Below are 15,719 nucleotides of genomic sequence, written 5' to 3'. Positions count from 1 at the left end.
CTGTTCCTTTACTGGGGCGGATTTGGGCGATTTGGTGCTATTAAAACGTTGTAAACCTGTGGAAATTGCTCCCGTTAGTTATATGACGTATAAATCCCATAGGGCTATTCCTTTTTTATCAAAGAATTGTCTTCGCCAATCTGCTATCCCGGTTATAAACGTCCTGCCTGAAGTTGAGTTTTCCATCTGATGAAACGAATGCTGTAAAGTAGGCGATAAATACCGGCACGGGGTCTTTTAAGGTGATGTATTGTTCTTTGCCGGCGTTCATGGCCTGGGTGATCTTTTCGCTCGTCCATTGTGGCTGATCTCTAAGGAGGTATTCTGCCAGTTTTTTGGGTTCTGCCAGCCTGATGCAGCCATGGCTGAAAGCGCGGTTATCGCGGCCAAAAAGGTCCTTGGAAGGGGTATCGTGCAGGTAGATGTTGTAGCTGTTGGGAAAGAGGAACTTTACCAGCCCGAGGGAGTTGTTGGCACCTGGCTTCTGGCGATAGTTGTTGCCCACTTTTTCCATCCTGTGCTTGGCGAGGTAGTTGGGATCACGACGTATGCCGGGCAACACTTCGTTTTTCAGGATGCCGGGTGGTACATTCCAGTAGGGACTGAATACAACGTATTTCAGGTCGCCGTTGAATACAACGGTCTTATGTACGGCTTGTCCTACCACTACGTTCATGCTCCACACTACAGAGTCTTTGTTGAAGACAAACAGTTTGTAATCGGGGATATTGATGGCGATGTATTCTCCGTTGAGTTTTGCCGGTACCCAGCGGCAACGTTCCATGTTTACTACGATCTGTTCGATACGCTGGCTTACCGGCACATTCATTTCTTTGAGCACGGCTGGTCCTATGACGGCATCTTCATTCATGCCCAGGCGGCGTTGGAAGCTTTTGACTCCTGTAACCAATGTTGAATCGAATGAGGTGTTGCTGCTGTCATTGGCTGCAAGATCGCCCGTGATGTAAAGGTACTGACGGATCTGGCTGATGGCTACTCCTGTGTCACCAGCCTGGTATTTTTTCTTATCGGCTTTGATGGCGGGCCATCCTCCTTTTGCGGCGATCTCTCTGTACTTTTTCAATTGGTCTTTGAGGAGATAATACTGGTAGTATAATGGCTCATCGGCAAGGAAGGAGTCTGTGGGCGATCGCAGGAGGGAATCGAGCAGGGCTTCCTGTTCTATCTTTTTGCGGGGCAGGAACCAGTCCATGGCTTTCGACTCCTGTTCCGGTATGCCTTGCCATACGTGACGTGCGTAGTAGAAGTATTGGGCTGTGAGCATTAGCTCCGTGTTGACGTCAACAGAAGGGGCTGTGGTTTTATCGTTGGTCTTGTTTTGTTCTTCTGTTACCAGTGTGTCGAACGCTTCTTTGTATAATACTTTTTGAGAAAGGCCTTCATCTGCGATGTTCTCTACGCGGTTGAGGAGGTTACCCGCCTGCTCGATGATGCCGAGGCTATCGAACCAGGCAAAGGCGTATTGGCGGTTGCTGTAAAATTTAAGGATGTCATCGCTGTACTCTTTCAGGAGGGGATATTGGGTCAGGAACTGGCTTATCTGCGTGCTATCGAAGTGCATGATGCGCTGGGTGCTGAAGTTGCCGGGAATAGAGGGGTCGATATTACTTTTGGCCGGCAGGGTGTCCTGAGTTCCTCTTACGTAGGAGGGCTTTTGGGTGTCGCGGCAGGCGAGGGCAAGGGTGAAGAGGAGTAAACATAAAAGATGGCGTATACGCATGGTGAAGGATTGATATATAAAGATAGGTTGATAGGGTGAAAAGTTGATAGGTTGATAAGGGTTGCCAGGTTAACAAGTTGAGAAGTTAATGGGGGTTGGGTTCAGGCAATAAAAAAACCTTCCCGGATGGGAAGGTTTTCAACGATTTGTATAAGACGAGATTACTCGGCTACTACTTCGAATTCTACTTCAGTGCTGTTGCCATTACCGAAGTCGATGGTAGCTTTGTAAGTACCCAGTTCTTTCACTTCATCAACGATAGAGATCTTTTTGCGATCGATATCGTATCCTTTTTGTTCGCGGATAGCGCGGCTGAGTTGTAAAGAGGTAACGCTACCGAAGATTTTACCGCTGGTACCGGTCTTAGCACCGAGTTTCAGGGCTCCGTCTTTCAGTTTAGCGATTACTGCGTTTACTTCTTTCAGCATTGCCTCTTCCTTCTTACGGATCTGCTTCATCCTTTCTTCCAGTTGTTTCAGGTTGGAAGGATTTGCTTCTACCGCGAATTTTTGCGGGATGAGGTAGTTACGGGCATAACCGTTGCGAACTTTCACGATTTCGTGAGCGCCGCCCAGGTTGTCTACGTCTTTTATCAGGATGATGTCCATGATGTTGTTTTTGTTCACCGTTTCCCAATCGATCCAGGTTATTGCCGGGATGACTGTCTACCCGTTTATCACGGGATTAGGGTGAGGTTTACTTTAATAGATCCGTTACATATGGCAATAATGCCATCTGGCGGGCTTTCTTTACTGCCTGCGCTACTTTACGCTGGTACTTCAGTGAGTTACCGGTAATGCGGCGGGGGAGCATTTTGCCTTGGTCGTTCAGGAATTTCTTCAGAAATTCTCCGTCCTTGTAATCAATATACTTGATGCCATATTTCTTGAAACGGCAGAATTTCTTCCGGGGTTTCTCGGTTTTAATGGCGGTCAGGTACTTAATCTCATTTGCTTTTGCCATGTGTTATCCCTCCACTGCTTTTTCAACTCCTGTAGGTACACCACTTCTCTTTCTACCATTGTACTCGACGGCGTATTTATCGAGTGCAGTGAACATGTGACGGAGCACATTCTCGTCACGAAGCAATTGAATTTTCAATTGCTCATTGAAGCTGGATGGCGCAGTATATTCCAACACCCAGTATAAACCAGTGGTTTTTTTCTGGATGGGATACGCCAGTGATTTCAGACCCCAGGGATTGGTGTGCACCATTTGACCGCCGTTATCAGTGATGAAGGCAGTAAATTTTTTCTGAGCGGTTTTGAAGTCCTCTTCAGAAAGCACAGGGGTAAAAATCACCATCAATTCGTAATTGTTCATGATCCCTGTTTAATTGTTTTGAAAAAATTGATTTAATCCCCGTCGCTACTGGATTACAGCGGAATGGCTGTATTTTTTGGCTAAGGGGCTGCAAAGATAAGTAGTTACAGGGAACTGGCAAAGTCTGAACCAAGATTAGGGGGATTATATGGATTGGGAGGAAAAGTGATGACTTTCAATCGTTTAGAGAAGTTCCCGTATGTGCAAGATAGCTTAAGCTATAAATATAGAGATGCGAGGCAGTGATTTTAATTGGGCTAAAGCCCCAATGGGTGTGGGGTGTTTGTGTCCCGGCCCTGAAGGGCCGGGCAATTGGAGGAGCGTTTTCTTCGACGGGTCAGGCCTTACAGAGCATCGGCTTGTTGCAGGGCCTGTCTGGCCGCTTTGAGCGGCCTGACTAATTAGCACTACAAACCTCGCATAGCATCAGCACAGGTCAGTACAGTATGGTTAAAGGCTTAAAATGGCTGATCATCGTGTTTTGCTATAACCTTTTAGTTGTTTAATAAGCTTTATTTTCACGGAGTTAACTATTGAAAATTGACGATCTATGCGAGTCTTGCTATCATTTTGCTGTATGTCTTTGTTTTTCCTGTTTTGTGTAACCGCCGGTTATGCTTATTCTCCTGCTCAGCCTGTTGCACTTAAATGTGAGCACCTGGTAAATCCCATCGGCATCGATGCTGCCCGGCCGCGTCTTTCGTGGCGGATGGTAGATGAGCGGACCGGCGCCCGGCAAACGGCTTACCAGCTGTATGTTTCTACCGATTCTTTGGATATGAAAAAGGGTATGGTGTGGCAACCGGTTAAAGTGACCGGCGGTACGAGCCTCGTTACTTATGCGGGTAAGGCGCTGCAGCCTTTTACACGTTATTACTGGCGGGTAGATACCTGGGACAAGGATGGTATCAAATCGTCTTCTACTATTGCCAGTTTTGAAACGGGTATGATGAGCCAGCGCAACTGGAAAGGTACCTGGATCAGTGATTTGAATGATGTGACGGCAAAGCCTGCCGGCCAGTTCAGGAAAGTTTTTGAGGCTAAGAAGAAGATCAAATCTGCACGGGCTTATATCGCGGTGGCAGGTTTGTATGAGTTATATGTGAATGGACAAAAGATCGGTAATCACCGGCTTGATCCTATGTATACGCGCTTTGACCGTCGTACACTTTATGTGACGCATGATGTGACTGCACAGCTGCAGGCCGGTAAGAATGCTATCGGTGTATTGCTGGGCAACGGCTGGTACAATCATCAATCTACTGCTGTATGGTATTTTCATAAGGCGCCCTGGCGCGGACGGCCTGCTTTTTGTCTCGACCTGCGCGTTACTTACGAGGATGGTTCTACGGAAACAATTACTTCGGGCAGGGATTGGAAGACTGCGTTGGGGCCTGTGGTCTTTAATAGTATCTATACTGCTGAACATTATGATGCGCGTCTTGCGCAACCGGGTTGGAATACAGTGAATTTCGATGACAGTAAGTGGAAGGGTATCTTTTTGCGGGCAGCTCCTTCCAATAATATTGTGGCGCAGGCTTTACACCCGATCCAGGCAGTAGAAGAGATTGCTTCTAAAACGATCAGGAAGTTTAGTGATACTGTGTATGTGTTTGACCTGGGCAGGAATATTTCTGGTGTGAGCCAGTTGAAGGTGAAGGGTGAAGCGGGCACGACCATCCGATTGAAACATGCCGAGCAGATCTACTCGAATGGGCGTGCGGATATTTCGAACATCGTTGTTCACTACCGGCCTACGGATGATAAAGATCCTTTCCAAACGGATATTTTTATTCTGTCAGGAAATGGAGAAGAGACGTTCATGCCGCGCTTTAATTATAAGGGCTTTCAGTTTGTAGAAGTTACCAGCGACAAACCCATAACGCTTACACAGGAAAGTCTCACCGGTTATTTTATGCATAGTAATGTACCTCCGGTGGGCAAGATCAAATCTTCTAATCCTACTATCGATAAGATATGGCTGGCTACGAATAATGCTTATCTGTCTAACTTGTTTGGTTATCCTACTGACTGTCCGCAGCGGGAGAAGAATGGCTGGACGGGTGATGCACAGATCGCTATTGAAACGGGCTTGTATGGTTTTGATGGTATTACTGTTTATGAAAAGTGGCTGGCCGATCACCGTGATGAGCAGCAGCCTAATGGTGTGTTGCCTTCTATTATTCCTACCGGCGGTTGGGGTTATGAATGGGGCAATGGTCCTGACTGGACCAGCACTATTGCTATTATCCCGTGGAATGTATACTTGTTTTATGGTGACAAGCAATTGCTGGCTGATTGTTATGATAACATCAAGTTGTATGTTGATCATATCGATGAGTTGTATCCTTCCGGTCTTACTACGTGGGGATTGGGTGACTGGGTGCCGGTGAAATCGAAGAGTCCGGTAGAGTTCACTTCTACAGCGTATTACTTTGCTGATGCTACTATCCTTGCCAAAGCTGCTAAGTTGTTGGGCAAGGAAGCTGATCATAAAAAGTATACTGTACTTGCGGAAAAGATCAAAGGTGCTTTCAATGGTAAGTATCTGAATAAACAAACCAATATTTATGGTTCTGGTTTGCAAACGGAAATGAGTGTGGCTTTGTATTGGGGGCTGGTGCCTGCTGAACTGAAAAAGCCAGTGGCGGCTAATCTGGCAAAGCGTGTGGAGCGGGATACTTTTCATCTTGATGTTGGACTGCTGGGTACAAAGGCTATTTTGAATGCGCTGAGTGAAAATGGTTATGGCGATGTGGCTTATAAGCTGGCAGCGCAGGAAACTTTCCCTTCGTGGGGTTGGTGGATCGTGAATGGCGCTACTACGTTGTATGAAAACTGGGATATCTATGCCGGGGCTGATCTCTCGCGTAACCATATTATGTTTGGAGAAATAGGCGCCTGGTTGTATAAAGGTATCGGGGGGATCAGACCTGATGAGGCGGCTCCTGGTTTTAGGAATGTAATTCTCGAACCTCAGTTTGTAGAAGGGCTCGATCATTTTGAAGCGGCGCATGAAGGGCCTTATGGTAATGTTATTACTTCATGGAGGAAAGAGGCCGGTATGGTTCACTGTTCTGTTACTGTGCCGGCTAACTCTACTGCTACTTTGTTGCTGCCTGTGGCTGATGGGCTTCAGTTGTATGAGAGTGGAAAAGTTGTAACTGGTGTTGCGGGGCCTGTGCGCGTAGCTGGTAAAGATGTTTCGGGGAAACAACGTTATCAATTGCAGGCGGGGACTTATCGGTTTGTATTGAGGTAATTCCGGACAATTGGGCTAAAGCCCAAAGGGAGTGTGATTTTTTACCCCGGCCCTAAAGGGCCGGGCAATGTAGGAAAGGCAGGCGTTTGCTTCGACTTTTTTCTTCGTAAGCAGATTTCTCACTACGCCGCAACTTCTTGTTTTTCACACTCGCGAATGGCTTCGTTCGAAATGACAAAGAAGGAGGTGTTTCATTCTAAATGACAGCGTTGATAATAAAACAGGCCCGTAACGGTATCGTTACGGGCCTGTTTGTTTGATGTATCAGCAACTTATTTTACGATGATCTTCTCGGTTTTTGTCATGTCGCTGCCTGCAATCTTTAGGAGGTAGACTCCTTTCGCCAGGTTATTAACTGGTAACCGAACGGTTTGGTTGTTGGCTGCCGGCAGGTTGCGCTGCTGCAGTAAACGGCCATTGAGATCGGTGAGTTGAATAAGGAGTGGCGCGTGGTTGTTTTGGATGTTGATGGTCAATGACTCTGTAGCCGGGTTAGGTCCATAGGTGAGGTAGAAGTTTTGTCCTATCGTCACTTTCACAATACCGGTGGTTGCTCTTCTTCCATCGAAATCTATCTGTTGCAAGCGGTAGTAGTTGTTGCCTGCGAATGGTTGTGCATCGGCAAAGGTATAGTTGATCGGTCTGTTGGAATTGCCAGCTGCTTTCACATTGCCAATGGCTGTGAAGTTGACTCCATCATTGCTTCTTTCTACGATGAACTCTTTGCTGTTGCTTTCCTGTGCAGTAGTCCAGGTAAGGTTTACTTTATTGCTTGATTCATCATACTTCGCGCGGAAGGTTGTAAGGGTTACCGGCAGTGTCATATCGTTGCGGGTGTACCAAATCGCAGATGTTACTGCTCTGTTACCATCTTCCTGGGTGACGATGGCGTAGTAATACCAGGTTGTGTTGTTGGGCTGGATATTTTCTATATCACTTGCGCTGAAAGTGAATGAGCTTGTGGTGTAGGTCTTTACCGGCGTAGCAGGCACTGAGCCTCCTACTTCACCACCCCATAATTGTATAGTGGTTACTGCTTCTCCGTCGAGGTCGGTCACTACCATCGATAATTGTGGTACGCCTGCGCTGCTTACCTGGCTTCCCATGGGGTGTGTGCCCCCATTCTTGAAGTCTATGCGCATGTTACAATCCTGTGATGCATAGTAGCGCATAGAGCGTATGGATTCCATGAGTGCTTCTCTGCTTTTGGCAGGACTTAGTACTACCATCCGGTTGCTGTTGGAAGTACCGAATGTCATCTTGTGGTTGTCCTGGTCCATTTGTGGGGCCAGGCGGTATCCTCTTGACAGCATGGTGCGGTAGTAGCTGAGGAAGCTAAGGCTTGACGGGAAGTCGTTGTAGGTAGTGGATGTAGAGGAAGCCGGACCACTTTCAACAGCCTGACCTACTATGGCTGCATCCGCGATTGCATTATAGCCAGAAGCCAGGTTGCTGTAATCGCCTGAGTTAGGGTGTGCTAATGTAGCGAAAGCACCGCTGCGGGCATTGACTGCATTCCACAGTGCCGCATAGTCGTTTTTGGCAACAAAGATGTCGAAGTTGCCGGGCTCCCAACCAACCAGTTTATCATCGAATCCATATACCAGTACGTGACCGCCGCCGCTGATAACGCCCCATTCCATACCGTAGAGGGTTACGAGGCTATTACCGTTGGGACCTGTAACGCCATTGATTGTGTTGGCTTCATTGTAACCTTGGGCAAAGGTTGGATAGCTCATACCTGCGCCGGCGTGGTTGTGTTCGGAAATGCCGAGGAAGTCCATGCAAAGGGCATCGCGCGCGAATGTGAAGTCGTCGATCGGTGTTTTGGTTTCATCGTCCTGGTTGCCGTCTGAGTAAGATGAGTGTGCATGGAGATTACCATAGAGGTACAGGTATCCGGAAGATGGATCGAAGGGAATGACCGTTACCTGTACGCCGTTGGAATAGCTGGTGCCTTTACGAGTAAAGACTTTGAAATAGTAAAGGGTGCCGTTTGTCAATCCGGTAACGTTGACAGTGGTTCCTGTTCCGCGGTATACTACCTGCTCTCCGCCCGTGTAGGCAGGATTGGCAGGTGAGGGATATGTATCGCCTGTGCCTGCAATGGAAGCGGTAGAAGCTACAACGATGATCTCGTCGAAGCAACCGGCGGAGGGCAGGGTCCAATTGATGGCTGCCTGTGCATTACCTGCTGTTGCAGCCAGGGCAGAAACGTTAACCGGGTTGGTGCAAAGGGTAGTAAAGTTTCCTGTTAGCGCCGGTGTGCGATAGCAGGTGCTGGTATTGCTGTATTCGTATAGCGCAAGGTGATAGGTGGTGTTTTGTGCGAGGCCGGTGTAAGCAAATGATGCGGCAGGTCCGTTGTAGATCACAAAGTTGCCTGAACCGATCTCTGTTCCTGCCGGATAGGCGATGCTGTTGTATACTGTTGCGTTTACCGGTTCGCCGCTACGGGCAATCACTAATATGTTGTCTCCGTTGCCTCTTGTCCATGACAGATCTGCCGATGTGCCCGTGATGTTGTTGGCGCTGAATGCCGATGCCTGGGTAGTTGGCGCAATACAGGCTGGTGGTTGTGCAGTGGCAGCGTTGCCTGTGAGTGGTGTCAATACATTGTAGCACTTGGTGGCCGAGCTTACTGAGAATACAAAAATGAAATAAGTAGTAGAAGGCGTAAGCCCGGAAGCAGTAAAGGTTGTGCTATTGCCAATGGATACTACTGTTGCATTGCCGATAACATCGTCTATGGCATAGGTTGTTCCGCTTACGGGTAGTTCTGTAAGTGTGGGCGATGTGGATATCAGCACCAGGTAGTCATCGGCAGGTGTGGTGCCTGCTGCTGCGGGTGTAAAGCTACCTGCGATAGATTGCAGGGCTGGTGTGAGGTTGAGTGCTGTAGCTTGATTGGTTGGCGGGGTACAGCCGAGGGAAATGGTGAAGCTATCTACGGCCAATCCGTCTTCGGCGCCTGTGACATCAAAATCCTGCCAGCGTACGCCAAATATTGATCCGTTGGGGATGGATAGTCCATTGATGATATAATTAATAGTGCGGCGGTTGGCTGGTGCGTTGCCATCGTAGGCTCCTACTCCTGTTGAGTTGGGTGCGATGAAATCGAGCCCGTCAATATCTGTCCATGTTCCGCCCGTGATGCTACCAGTGCCGGAACTAAATTGAAAATCAAGACGGTCGTTCCTGTTCTCTGTTCCAAGCCGCCATTGTTCTCCTACGTAGGTAATGCTTAATGAAGTAAGGGTAGTGCCTGTATTATTGGTAAACAGGGCGCCCATTACGGGTATCAGGCTGCCGGAGCGTTGGAGGCCGAAGGCTCTGTCGGGATCGGTGCCTGTGCCAAAGCTATAGGTGTTACCGGTGCCGGAACTACCGTTGCCTGCTGCGTAGAGACCATCGGCATTGGAACCTGTTTCTACAAAAGCCCAACCAGTGGGGACAGCAGCGGAAGTGCCCGATGCTGCCAATGTATTGAAGTTTACAAAGTAGTTGCCGGTAAAATTGACAGTGGAAATGTCTTCTGATGTCAGGTTGATGGAAGCTGAAGCATTAGAGATCGTGTAGGGTGCTGTGGCTCCTGTGAGGTTGATCGTGATCGTCTCTGTTGCTTCGGCCAGGGCATCGTCTATTACTTCGATCGGTACTACGACAGAAAGTTGCCCTGCTGGTATCACCACATCGCCGGCTCCTGGATCGTTGTAGTCGGCATTCTGGGTTGCAGTGCCAGTGAAATTATAGGTGACTGTTATATCGGTGGCCGATGCTGATGAAAGGCTGATGGTAAAGCTGCCATCGGTAGAGGGTTCTGCCGCATTGGCGCCTGCCGCTACAGAGACCGTGGTGCCGGGAGTGGTTCCGGTGGCCCAGGTAAGGGAAAAGTCATCTACGGCCAGTCCATCATCTGCGCCGGTGGCGTTGAAGTCGTTCCAGCGAAGGAAAAAAGTGGAACCGGCTGGTATGGTAAGGCCGCTGATGGTAAAGGTGATGGCTGTTTGGTTAGTGCCGAGGTTGCCATTCAGTGCTCCTGTTGCTGCTGTATTGGGGGAGGCAAAATCCAGCTGATCGACATCTGTCCAGGCGCCGGTGGCGAGGTCGGTGGCGTTCAGGCTATACTGGAAGTCGAGCCTATCCACGCGGGCGGTTGCTCCGCAGCGCCATTGTTCGCCAGTGTAAGTTATTGTAAGTGATGTGATGGTGGCTCCTGTGTTATTAGTGAAGGATACTCCAAAGGTTGGCGTAACAGAGCCTGACAACAATCCTCCGAGGGCTCTTTCGGTTTGTCCTGTTGCTCCATAGCTATAGCTGTTGCCGGAATTTAGGCCGCCATTGTCGGCTGTATAGGTGGTGTTGGCGCCGGTGCCGGTTTCGCGTAGCAACCAGCCCAATGGGAGTGTTGTGAAATCGACTGTGCCTGTGGAGGCCAGGCCGTCGAAATGCTGTTCATAGGTACCGCTGGGTGTAGTGAGGGATACCTGGGCTTGCAACGGGTTGACGGCCAGGCATAAGATGGCCAGAATGAGCAAGTAGATGTGTCTCATGAAGTTGTTTTTGATTAATGAAAGCGTAGCATGCAACGTTGCTGAACGGTGGTATTGCGCAGGATTGGATAAGGGGAGAGTTGAGGGGAGTTGAGGTTCCAAAGATAAAAGGGGTAAGGTTACCTCAATGTTATGGTTAGCCGGTATTTCTCAACAATGTCATTTTTACGGGTAAGTGGGTAGGGGGAGCAGGAGTATCTATTAGCCGGGTATAGGCGGGGTTGAGGGCAGGTGTAGGGTAGATGAGAAGCAAAGTCTCTATAAGGTCTCTATAAACTCTCTGTAATGTCTCTGAAAGGTCTCTGTAAGTATGGGAAATTGACCTTTTTTTCACGCCCGCCAAAACTGACATTTTTGCCGGTTTGGATGGCTGGCACTTTGTTTGGTGGCAGTGAACAAAACCTGCTTATTATATGCAAAAAGGGACTATACGGGTACAGACGGAAAACATTTTTCCTATCATCAAGAAATTCCTGTACAGCGATCACGATATTTTTCTTCGTGAGCTGATCAGTAATGCCGTGGACGCTACTCAGAAGCTAAAGACGCTTTCTTCCATTGGCGAGGCCAAAGGGGAACTGGGTGAACTCAAGATCGAGGTGAAGCTGGATGCCGAGAAGAAGACGATCACGATCTCCGACCGGGGTGTGGGTATGACGGCTGAGGAAGTTGAAAAGTATATCAACCAGGTAGCGTTCAGTGGCGCTGAGGAGTTTGTAAAGAAGTATAAAGGACAAAACGAGAATAATATCATTGGTAAGTTTGGCCTCGGTTTTTACTCAGCTTTCATGGTGAGTGACCGGGTAGAGGTTATTACCAAGAGCTTCCGCGAAGGTACTACTGCCGTGCGTTGGGAGTGTGATGGCAGCCCGGAGTATACGCTGGAAGATACCGAGAAGGCCGAGCGTGGTACTGATATCGTGTTGCACATCAACGACGAAAGTAAAGAGTTTTTGGAAGAGGAGCGTGTAAGTGCTGTTTTGCGCCGTTTCTGTCGTTTCCTGCCTGTGCCTATTTTCTACGATCCCAAAGCCGGCGAAGAGAAAAAAGAGGATGCTCCTCAACCTGAGCAGATCAATAACACGCAACCTGCCTGGACGCGTAAGCCCTCTGAGCTTACCGCAGAGGATTATCAGAATTTTTATAAGGAATTATATCCCTATCATGAGGCTCCGCTGTTCTGGATCCATGTGAATGTGGATTATCCGTTCAACCTGACGGGTATTTTGTATTTCCCGAAGATCAAGCAGAGTTATGAGATCCAGAAGGACAAGATCCAGCTGTACAGTAACCAGGTGTTTGTAACTGATGAGGTAAAGGATATCGTGCCTGAGTTCCTGATGTTGTTGCATGGTGTGATCGACTCTCCGGATATTCCATTGAACGTTAGTCGTAGTTACCTGCAAGGCGATCCGAATGTAAAGAAGATCAATAATCATATTACGAAGAAGGTTGCTGATAAGCTGGAAGAGATCTTCAATAAGGAGCGTGCTTCTTTTGAGGAGAAGTGGGATAGCCTGGGGCTGTTTGTGAAGTATGGTATGATGACTGATGACAAGTTCCTGGAGAAGGCTAATAAGTTCCACATTTTTGAAGCTGTTGGTGCTGGTGGCAGTGAGAAGAAGTTCTATACTTTGGAAGAGCTTCGCCTGGCAACGGAAACGCTTCAAAAGAACAAGGATGGCAAGCTTGTAATTTTGTATACTACTGATCCTGTTCAACAAGATGCTTATATCAAGGGAGCAGAAGCTAAGGGGTATGTAGTGGTGAAGATGGACACGATGGTTGATGCTGCTTTCCTGAACCAGATGGAATCGAAGTGGTCTGATGTGCACTTCAACCGTGTGGATGCAGATATCGCCGATAACCTGATCGATAAGCAAGAGAACATCGATTCTGTGTTGAGTAAGGATGACGAAGAAAAGCTGAAAGGGTTATTCACTATTCAACATACTAACCTGCATGCAACGGTAGAGGTGAAAGGTTTGAGTGTTGATGCGCCTCCTGTAGTGGCTACGCGTCCTGAGTTTATGCGCAGGATGAAAGATATGGCTGCTATGCAAGGTCCAATGGGGGCTTTTTATGCTAATATGCCTGATGAGGTAACGCTCACCGTGAATGGTAATCACCCCATTTTTCAGGGTGTGCTGGCTGAAAGTAATAAGGAGAAGCAAGAGAAGACTGTGCTTAACTTAGCCGACCTTGCGCTGTTGTCTCAGGGTTTGTTGAAGGGGGCTAGTCTTACGAACTTTATTAATCGTAGTGTGGAGCTGATGGGAGACGTGAAGAATGAGTCGTCAACGGTGAATGGATAGTTGAAGCAAGCTGCGAGCAAAATATAAAAAAGCCGGGTGTCATTTTGATTACCCGGCTTTTTCTATTTGAGGCGTTCAAGTTGTTCTTTGATGGTGTCTTTTTTTTGGCGTGATACGGGTATTTGTGTTCCGTCTTCGAGCAGCAGGTAGTTGCCGTCTTCTTTTATCCAGCTTTTGATGTATCGCTTGTTGACGAGGTGTGACTGGTGGCAGCGAATAAAGCCATAGCTATTTAATAGTTCTTCGTATTCATAGATGGGTTTGGATACCATCAGTTTTTCTCCGCTGCTGAAATAGAAGGTTGTATAGTTATTGGTGGATTCGCACCGGGTAATGTCTTGCGGGCGGGCAAACCTCGTTTCTTTGGCCGTGGGTAATGCTATGCGGTGTTCTTCTTTTTGCTGCTGGTGTTGCAGTAGCTGCAGCAGGTTTTCGATCTGGAGGTTTTGTTTTTTCTGCCTGTTCTTTTCTGCTACTTTGTTCACGGCTGTTTTCAACTCTTCTGCATTGATCGGTTTAAGCAGGTAATCGATGGCTGCGAACTTCACTGCCTGTATTCCGTATTGATCGAATGCTGTTACAAAGATCACCTCAAACTGGTAACCGGGTAGTGACTGTAGCAACTCGAACCCGTTTTTTTCGGGCATCTGTATATCGAGGAATAGCAGTGTTGGCTGTTGCTGTTGGATGAGTGTTTGACCAGCCACTGCATTGCGGGCTGTTCCCACTACCTGTATTTGGGGGCAATGCCGCGTGAGCAGGTATTGGAGGTTGTCGATGTTGTTTTGTTCATCGTCTATGATCACTGCATCGATCATCATGCCAGCCAGTTTTTGAAGGTTAAATGTACGGCAGTTCCTGCATTGGTTGATTGTATATCGAGTTGTATGGTTTGTTGTTCCTGCAGGGTATTGATGAGTTGTATTTTTTCTTTTACCAGTTTAAGTCCGTAGCCTGTAGTGGGACTGGTCGTATCGAATCCTTTTCCATTGTCTTCAATGACAGCCTGCAGGTTGTTGTTGTCCCGGTTGAACAGGATGCTGATCTGTCCTTTTTCTTCCATGCCATCGATCCCATGCCTGATGGCATTTTCGACGAGGGGTTGCAGCAGCATAACTGGCAATGATACAATGGTTGTTTGGATGCCTTCTGCCACAGTGATGTTGTACTGAAACTTAAAACGGAGTTGTTCGAGTTGCAGGTAGCTTTCCAGTGACCTGATCTCCTGATCGAGGGTAGTGTTGTCGTGGTTGCTATTGGTGAGTACGTTCCGTAACAGGCTGCCAAAGGTGGATAGGTATTGATGGGCTTTGTCATTTTCCTGCCTGCTCATCAGGGCTTGTATAGACCCCAGGGCATTAAAGATAAAGTGTGGATTGAGCTGGGTTTGCATGTTCCTGAGCCTGTCGGCCAATCCTGCTTTTTTTGCTTTTTCTTTTGCCAGCTTGCGACGATAGCTGGCATTGATGAGCAGCAGGACCAGCATAAACAGGACTGCACCTGTTACCCATTTGAACCAGTTGCGCTGGTACCAGTAAGGCCTGGTAACGAAGGTGTATACTTGTGTGTTTTCAGGGTTGCTCCGGTAGCGTACTTCGAGGCTGTATCGTTCATCTCCGGTGAGGCCATCCATCATGATTAGGTGGCCTGTTTTTATCCAGTTGGTATCTGTATAGCGTCCGCCCAGTATTCGATACTCCATGGTGGAGTCGGCCAAAGTGGCGTCGGGTTTTCCGAAATAGAAAATAAAACTGGAGGTGGGCACGATGAGTTCATTATGGAATGTAGCACCATCGCCTCCTTCCAACTCTCCGCTTTGTATTTTTTTTACTACGGTATTAGCACCTAATACATGCCGGTTGATTATTTCCGGGGTTATGCGACTTTCTTTGTTTCTCCATTCGTGGGACCATGCTACCAGCCGTGGTCTTATGGGTCTTGCTATTCTTCGTATATAATAGGTGAAGAGGATGGTGCTGTCTGTTTTTAATCTTCCGTCTACAACCATTACATCATCGATCTGCAGGTTGTCATCTGCTAACACATGTATATTGAAACGGGTATTCTTTGGATAGTAATTTATAGCACTATCTATTGAAGGGGTGGATAGGGGCGCCGGCGCCCAGTCTTTGATAGTCTTGCCATTCTTTCTGATCCTGGTAAGCAGGTTGGCCGGGTTAAGGTATGTTTTTCGATAGGCGCTATAAAGTTCCGAAACTTGTATGGAATCAGGTATTGCATGTGTGGCTGTATAGGGCATGGCGAATAGTGTGGTGCGCTTGCCGTATACCGAGTAGACATAAATACCATGTGGTCTGTATGCGTCGGTCAGTATGTTGTTGTCTTGTTTTTTATCCGGGGCATACGTGTTGTGAAGAACAATTACACCATCTTTAAAAGGCCAGGAGTACAAAAGGAATATTGCATCGTGTTGTAGCCGTTGTGACAGCGCATCGATCTGTACAGCCTGTAGTAAAAGGCATAGGATTATGCTTTTGTAGATGTATCTGTGTGTAACGGACATG

At 47.8% G+C, this 15,719-nt stretch carries 9 protein-coding genes; 2 read left to right on the top strand and 7 right to left on the bottom strand.

What is annotated here, in order from left to right; translation table 11 throughout:
• Positions 1-118: 118 nt before the first annotated feature.
• The 4 genes from AC5JBY_RS27840 to rpsF all read right to left on the bottom strand — a co-directional run bounded on the left by AC5JBY_RS27840 (position 119) and on the right by rpsF (position 3,064).
• On the bottom strand, positions 119-1,741 hold the full coding sequence (locus tag AC5JBY_RS27840) for a L,D-transpeptidase family protein (protein WP_495907953.1): 1,623 nt from the start codon (positions 1,739-1,741) through the stop codon (positions 119-121).
• 161 nt (positions 1,742-1,902) lie between these two features.
• Positions 1,903-2,349, bottom strand: coding sequence for a 50S ribosomal protein L9 (gene rplI, locus AC5JBY_RS27835; protein ID WP_495907952.1), 447 nt, complete (start codon positions 2,347-2,349; stop codon positions 1,903-1,905).
• Positions 2,350-2,437: 88 nt separating this feature from the next.
• The gene (gene rpsR, locus AC5JBY_RS27830; protein WP_119051724.1) at positions 2,438-2,704 is read right to left on the bottom strand and encodes a 30S ribosomal protein S18; all 267 of its coding nucleotides are present in this window, start codon (positions 2,702-2,704) and stop codon (positions 2,438-2,440) included.
• Positions 2,705-2,707: 3 nt separating this feature from the next.
• Complete coding sequence (gene rpsF, locus AC5JBY_RS27825; RefSeq protein WP_495907951.1) at positions 2,708-3,064, bottom strand: 30S ribosomal protein S6; 357 nt, start codon at positions 3,062-3,064, stop codon at positions 2,708-2,710.
• 577 nt (positions 3,065-3,641) lie between these two features.
• Between rpsF and AC5JBY_RS27820 the strand changes: the two genes are divergently transcribed.
• Positions 3,642-6,326: an alpha-L-rhamnosidase gene (locus tag AC5JBY_RS27820; protein WP_495907950.1), complete on the top strand. Its 2,685-nt coding sequence runs from the start codon at positions 3,642-3,644 to the stop codon at positions 6,324-6,326.
• A 272-nt stretch (positions 6,327-6,598) separates the two neighbouring features.
• Here AC5JBY_RS27820 and AC5JBY_RS27815 read toward each other — a convergent pair whose 3' ends face one another.
• Entirely contained in the window at positions 6,599-10,879 is a 4,281-nt protein-coding gene (locus AC5JBY_RS27815; protein WP_495907949.1) for a T9SS type A sorting domain-containing protein, read from the bottom strand.
• A gap of 413 nt (positions 10,880-11,292) precedes the next feature.
• Between AC5JBY_RS27815 and htpG the strand changes: the two genes are divergently transcribed.
• The gene (gene htpG / locus AC5JBY_RS27810; protein WP_495907948.1) at positions 11,293-13,194 is read left to right on the top strand and encodes a molecular chaperone HtpG; all 1,902 of its coding nucleotides are present in this window, start codon (positions 11,293-11,295) and stop codon (positions 13,192-13,194) included.
• Between the two features lie 62 nt (positions 13,195-13,256).
• On the opposite strand, the gene AC5JBY_RS27805 is transcribed toward htpG, so the two are convergent.
• Complete coding sequence (locus tag AC5JBY_RS27805) at positions 13,257-14,015, bottom strand: LytR/AlgR family response regulator transcription factor (protein ID WP_495907947.1); 759 nt, start codon at positions 14,013-14,015, stop codon at positions 13,257-13,259.
• The gene (locus AC5JBY_RS27800; RefSeq protein WP_495907946.1) at positions 14,012-15,718 is read right to left on the bottom strand and encodes a sensor histidine kinase; all 1,707 of its coding nucleotides are present in this window, start codon (positions 15,716-15,718) and stop codon (positions 14,012-14,014) included. The genes AC5JBY_RS27805 and AC5JBY_RS27800 overlap by 4 nt, the downstream gene beginning before the upstream one ends.
• Position 15,719: the final 1 nt, after the last annotated feature.

The sequence above is a fragment of the Paraflavitalea sp. genome (assembly GCF_059502485.1).
Note: the sequence above shows the minus strand (reverse complement) of the source record. Positions and strands in the feature narration are given on the sequence as shown.

What these genes read in the sequence shown, in the direction of transcription:
- htpG (WP_495907948.1), top strand. Translation starts at nt 11,293, where the DNA reads ATGCAAAAAGGGACTATACGGGTACAGACGGAAAACATTTTTCCTATC.
- AC5JBY_RS27800 (WP_495907946.1), bottom strand. Translation starts at nt 15,718, where the DNA reads ATGTCCGTTACACACAGATACATCTACAAAAGCATAATCCTATGCCTT.
- AC5JBY_RS27820 (WP_495907950.1), top strand. Translation starts at nt 3,642, where the DNA reads ATGTCTTTGTTTTTCCTGTTTTGTGTAACCGCCGGTTATGCTTATTCT.
- rpsR (WP_119051724.1), bottom strand. Translation starts at nt 2,704, where the DNA reads ATGGCAAAAGCAAATGAGATTAAGTACCTGACCGCCATTAAAACCGAG.
- AC5JBY_RS27815 (WP_495907949.1), bottom strand. Translation starts at nt 10,879, where the DNA reads ATGAGACACATCTACTTGCTCATTCTGGCCATCTTATGCCTGGCCGTC.
- AC5JBY_RS27805 (WP_495907947.1), bottom strand. Translation starts at nt 14,015, where the DNA reads ATGATGATCGATGCAGTGATCATAGACGATGAACAAAACAACATCGAC.
- AC5JBY_RS27840 (WP_495907953.1), bottom strand. Translation starts at nt 1,741, where the DNA reads ATGCGTATACGCCATCTTTTATGTTTACTCCTCTTCACCCTTGCCCTC.
- rpsF (WP_495907951.1), bottom strand. Translation starts at nt 3,064, where the DNA reads ATGAACAATTACGAATTGATGGTGATTTTTACCCCTGTGCTTTCTGAA.
- rplI (WP_495907952.1), bottom strand. Translation starts at nt 2,349, where the DNA reads ATGGACATCATCCTGATAAAAGACGTAGACAACCTGGGCGGCGCTCAC.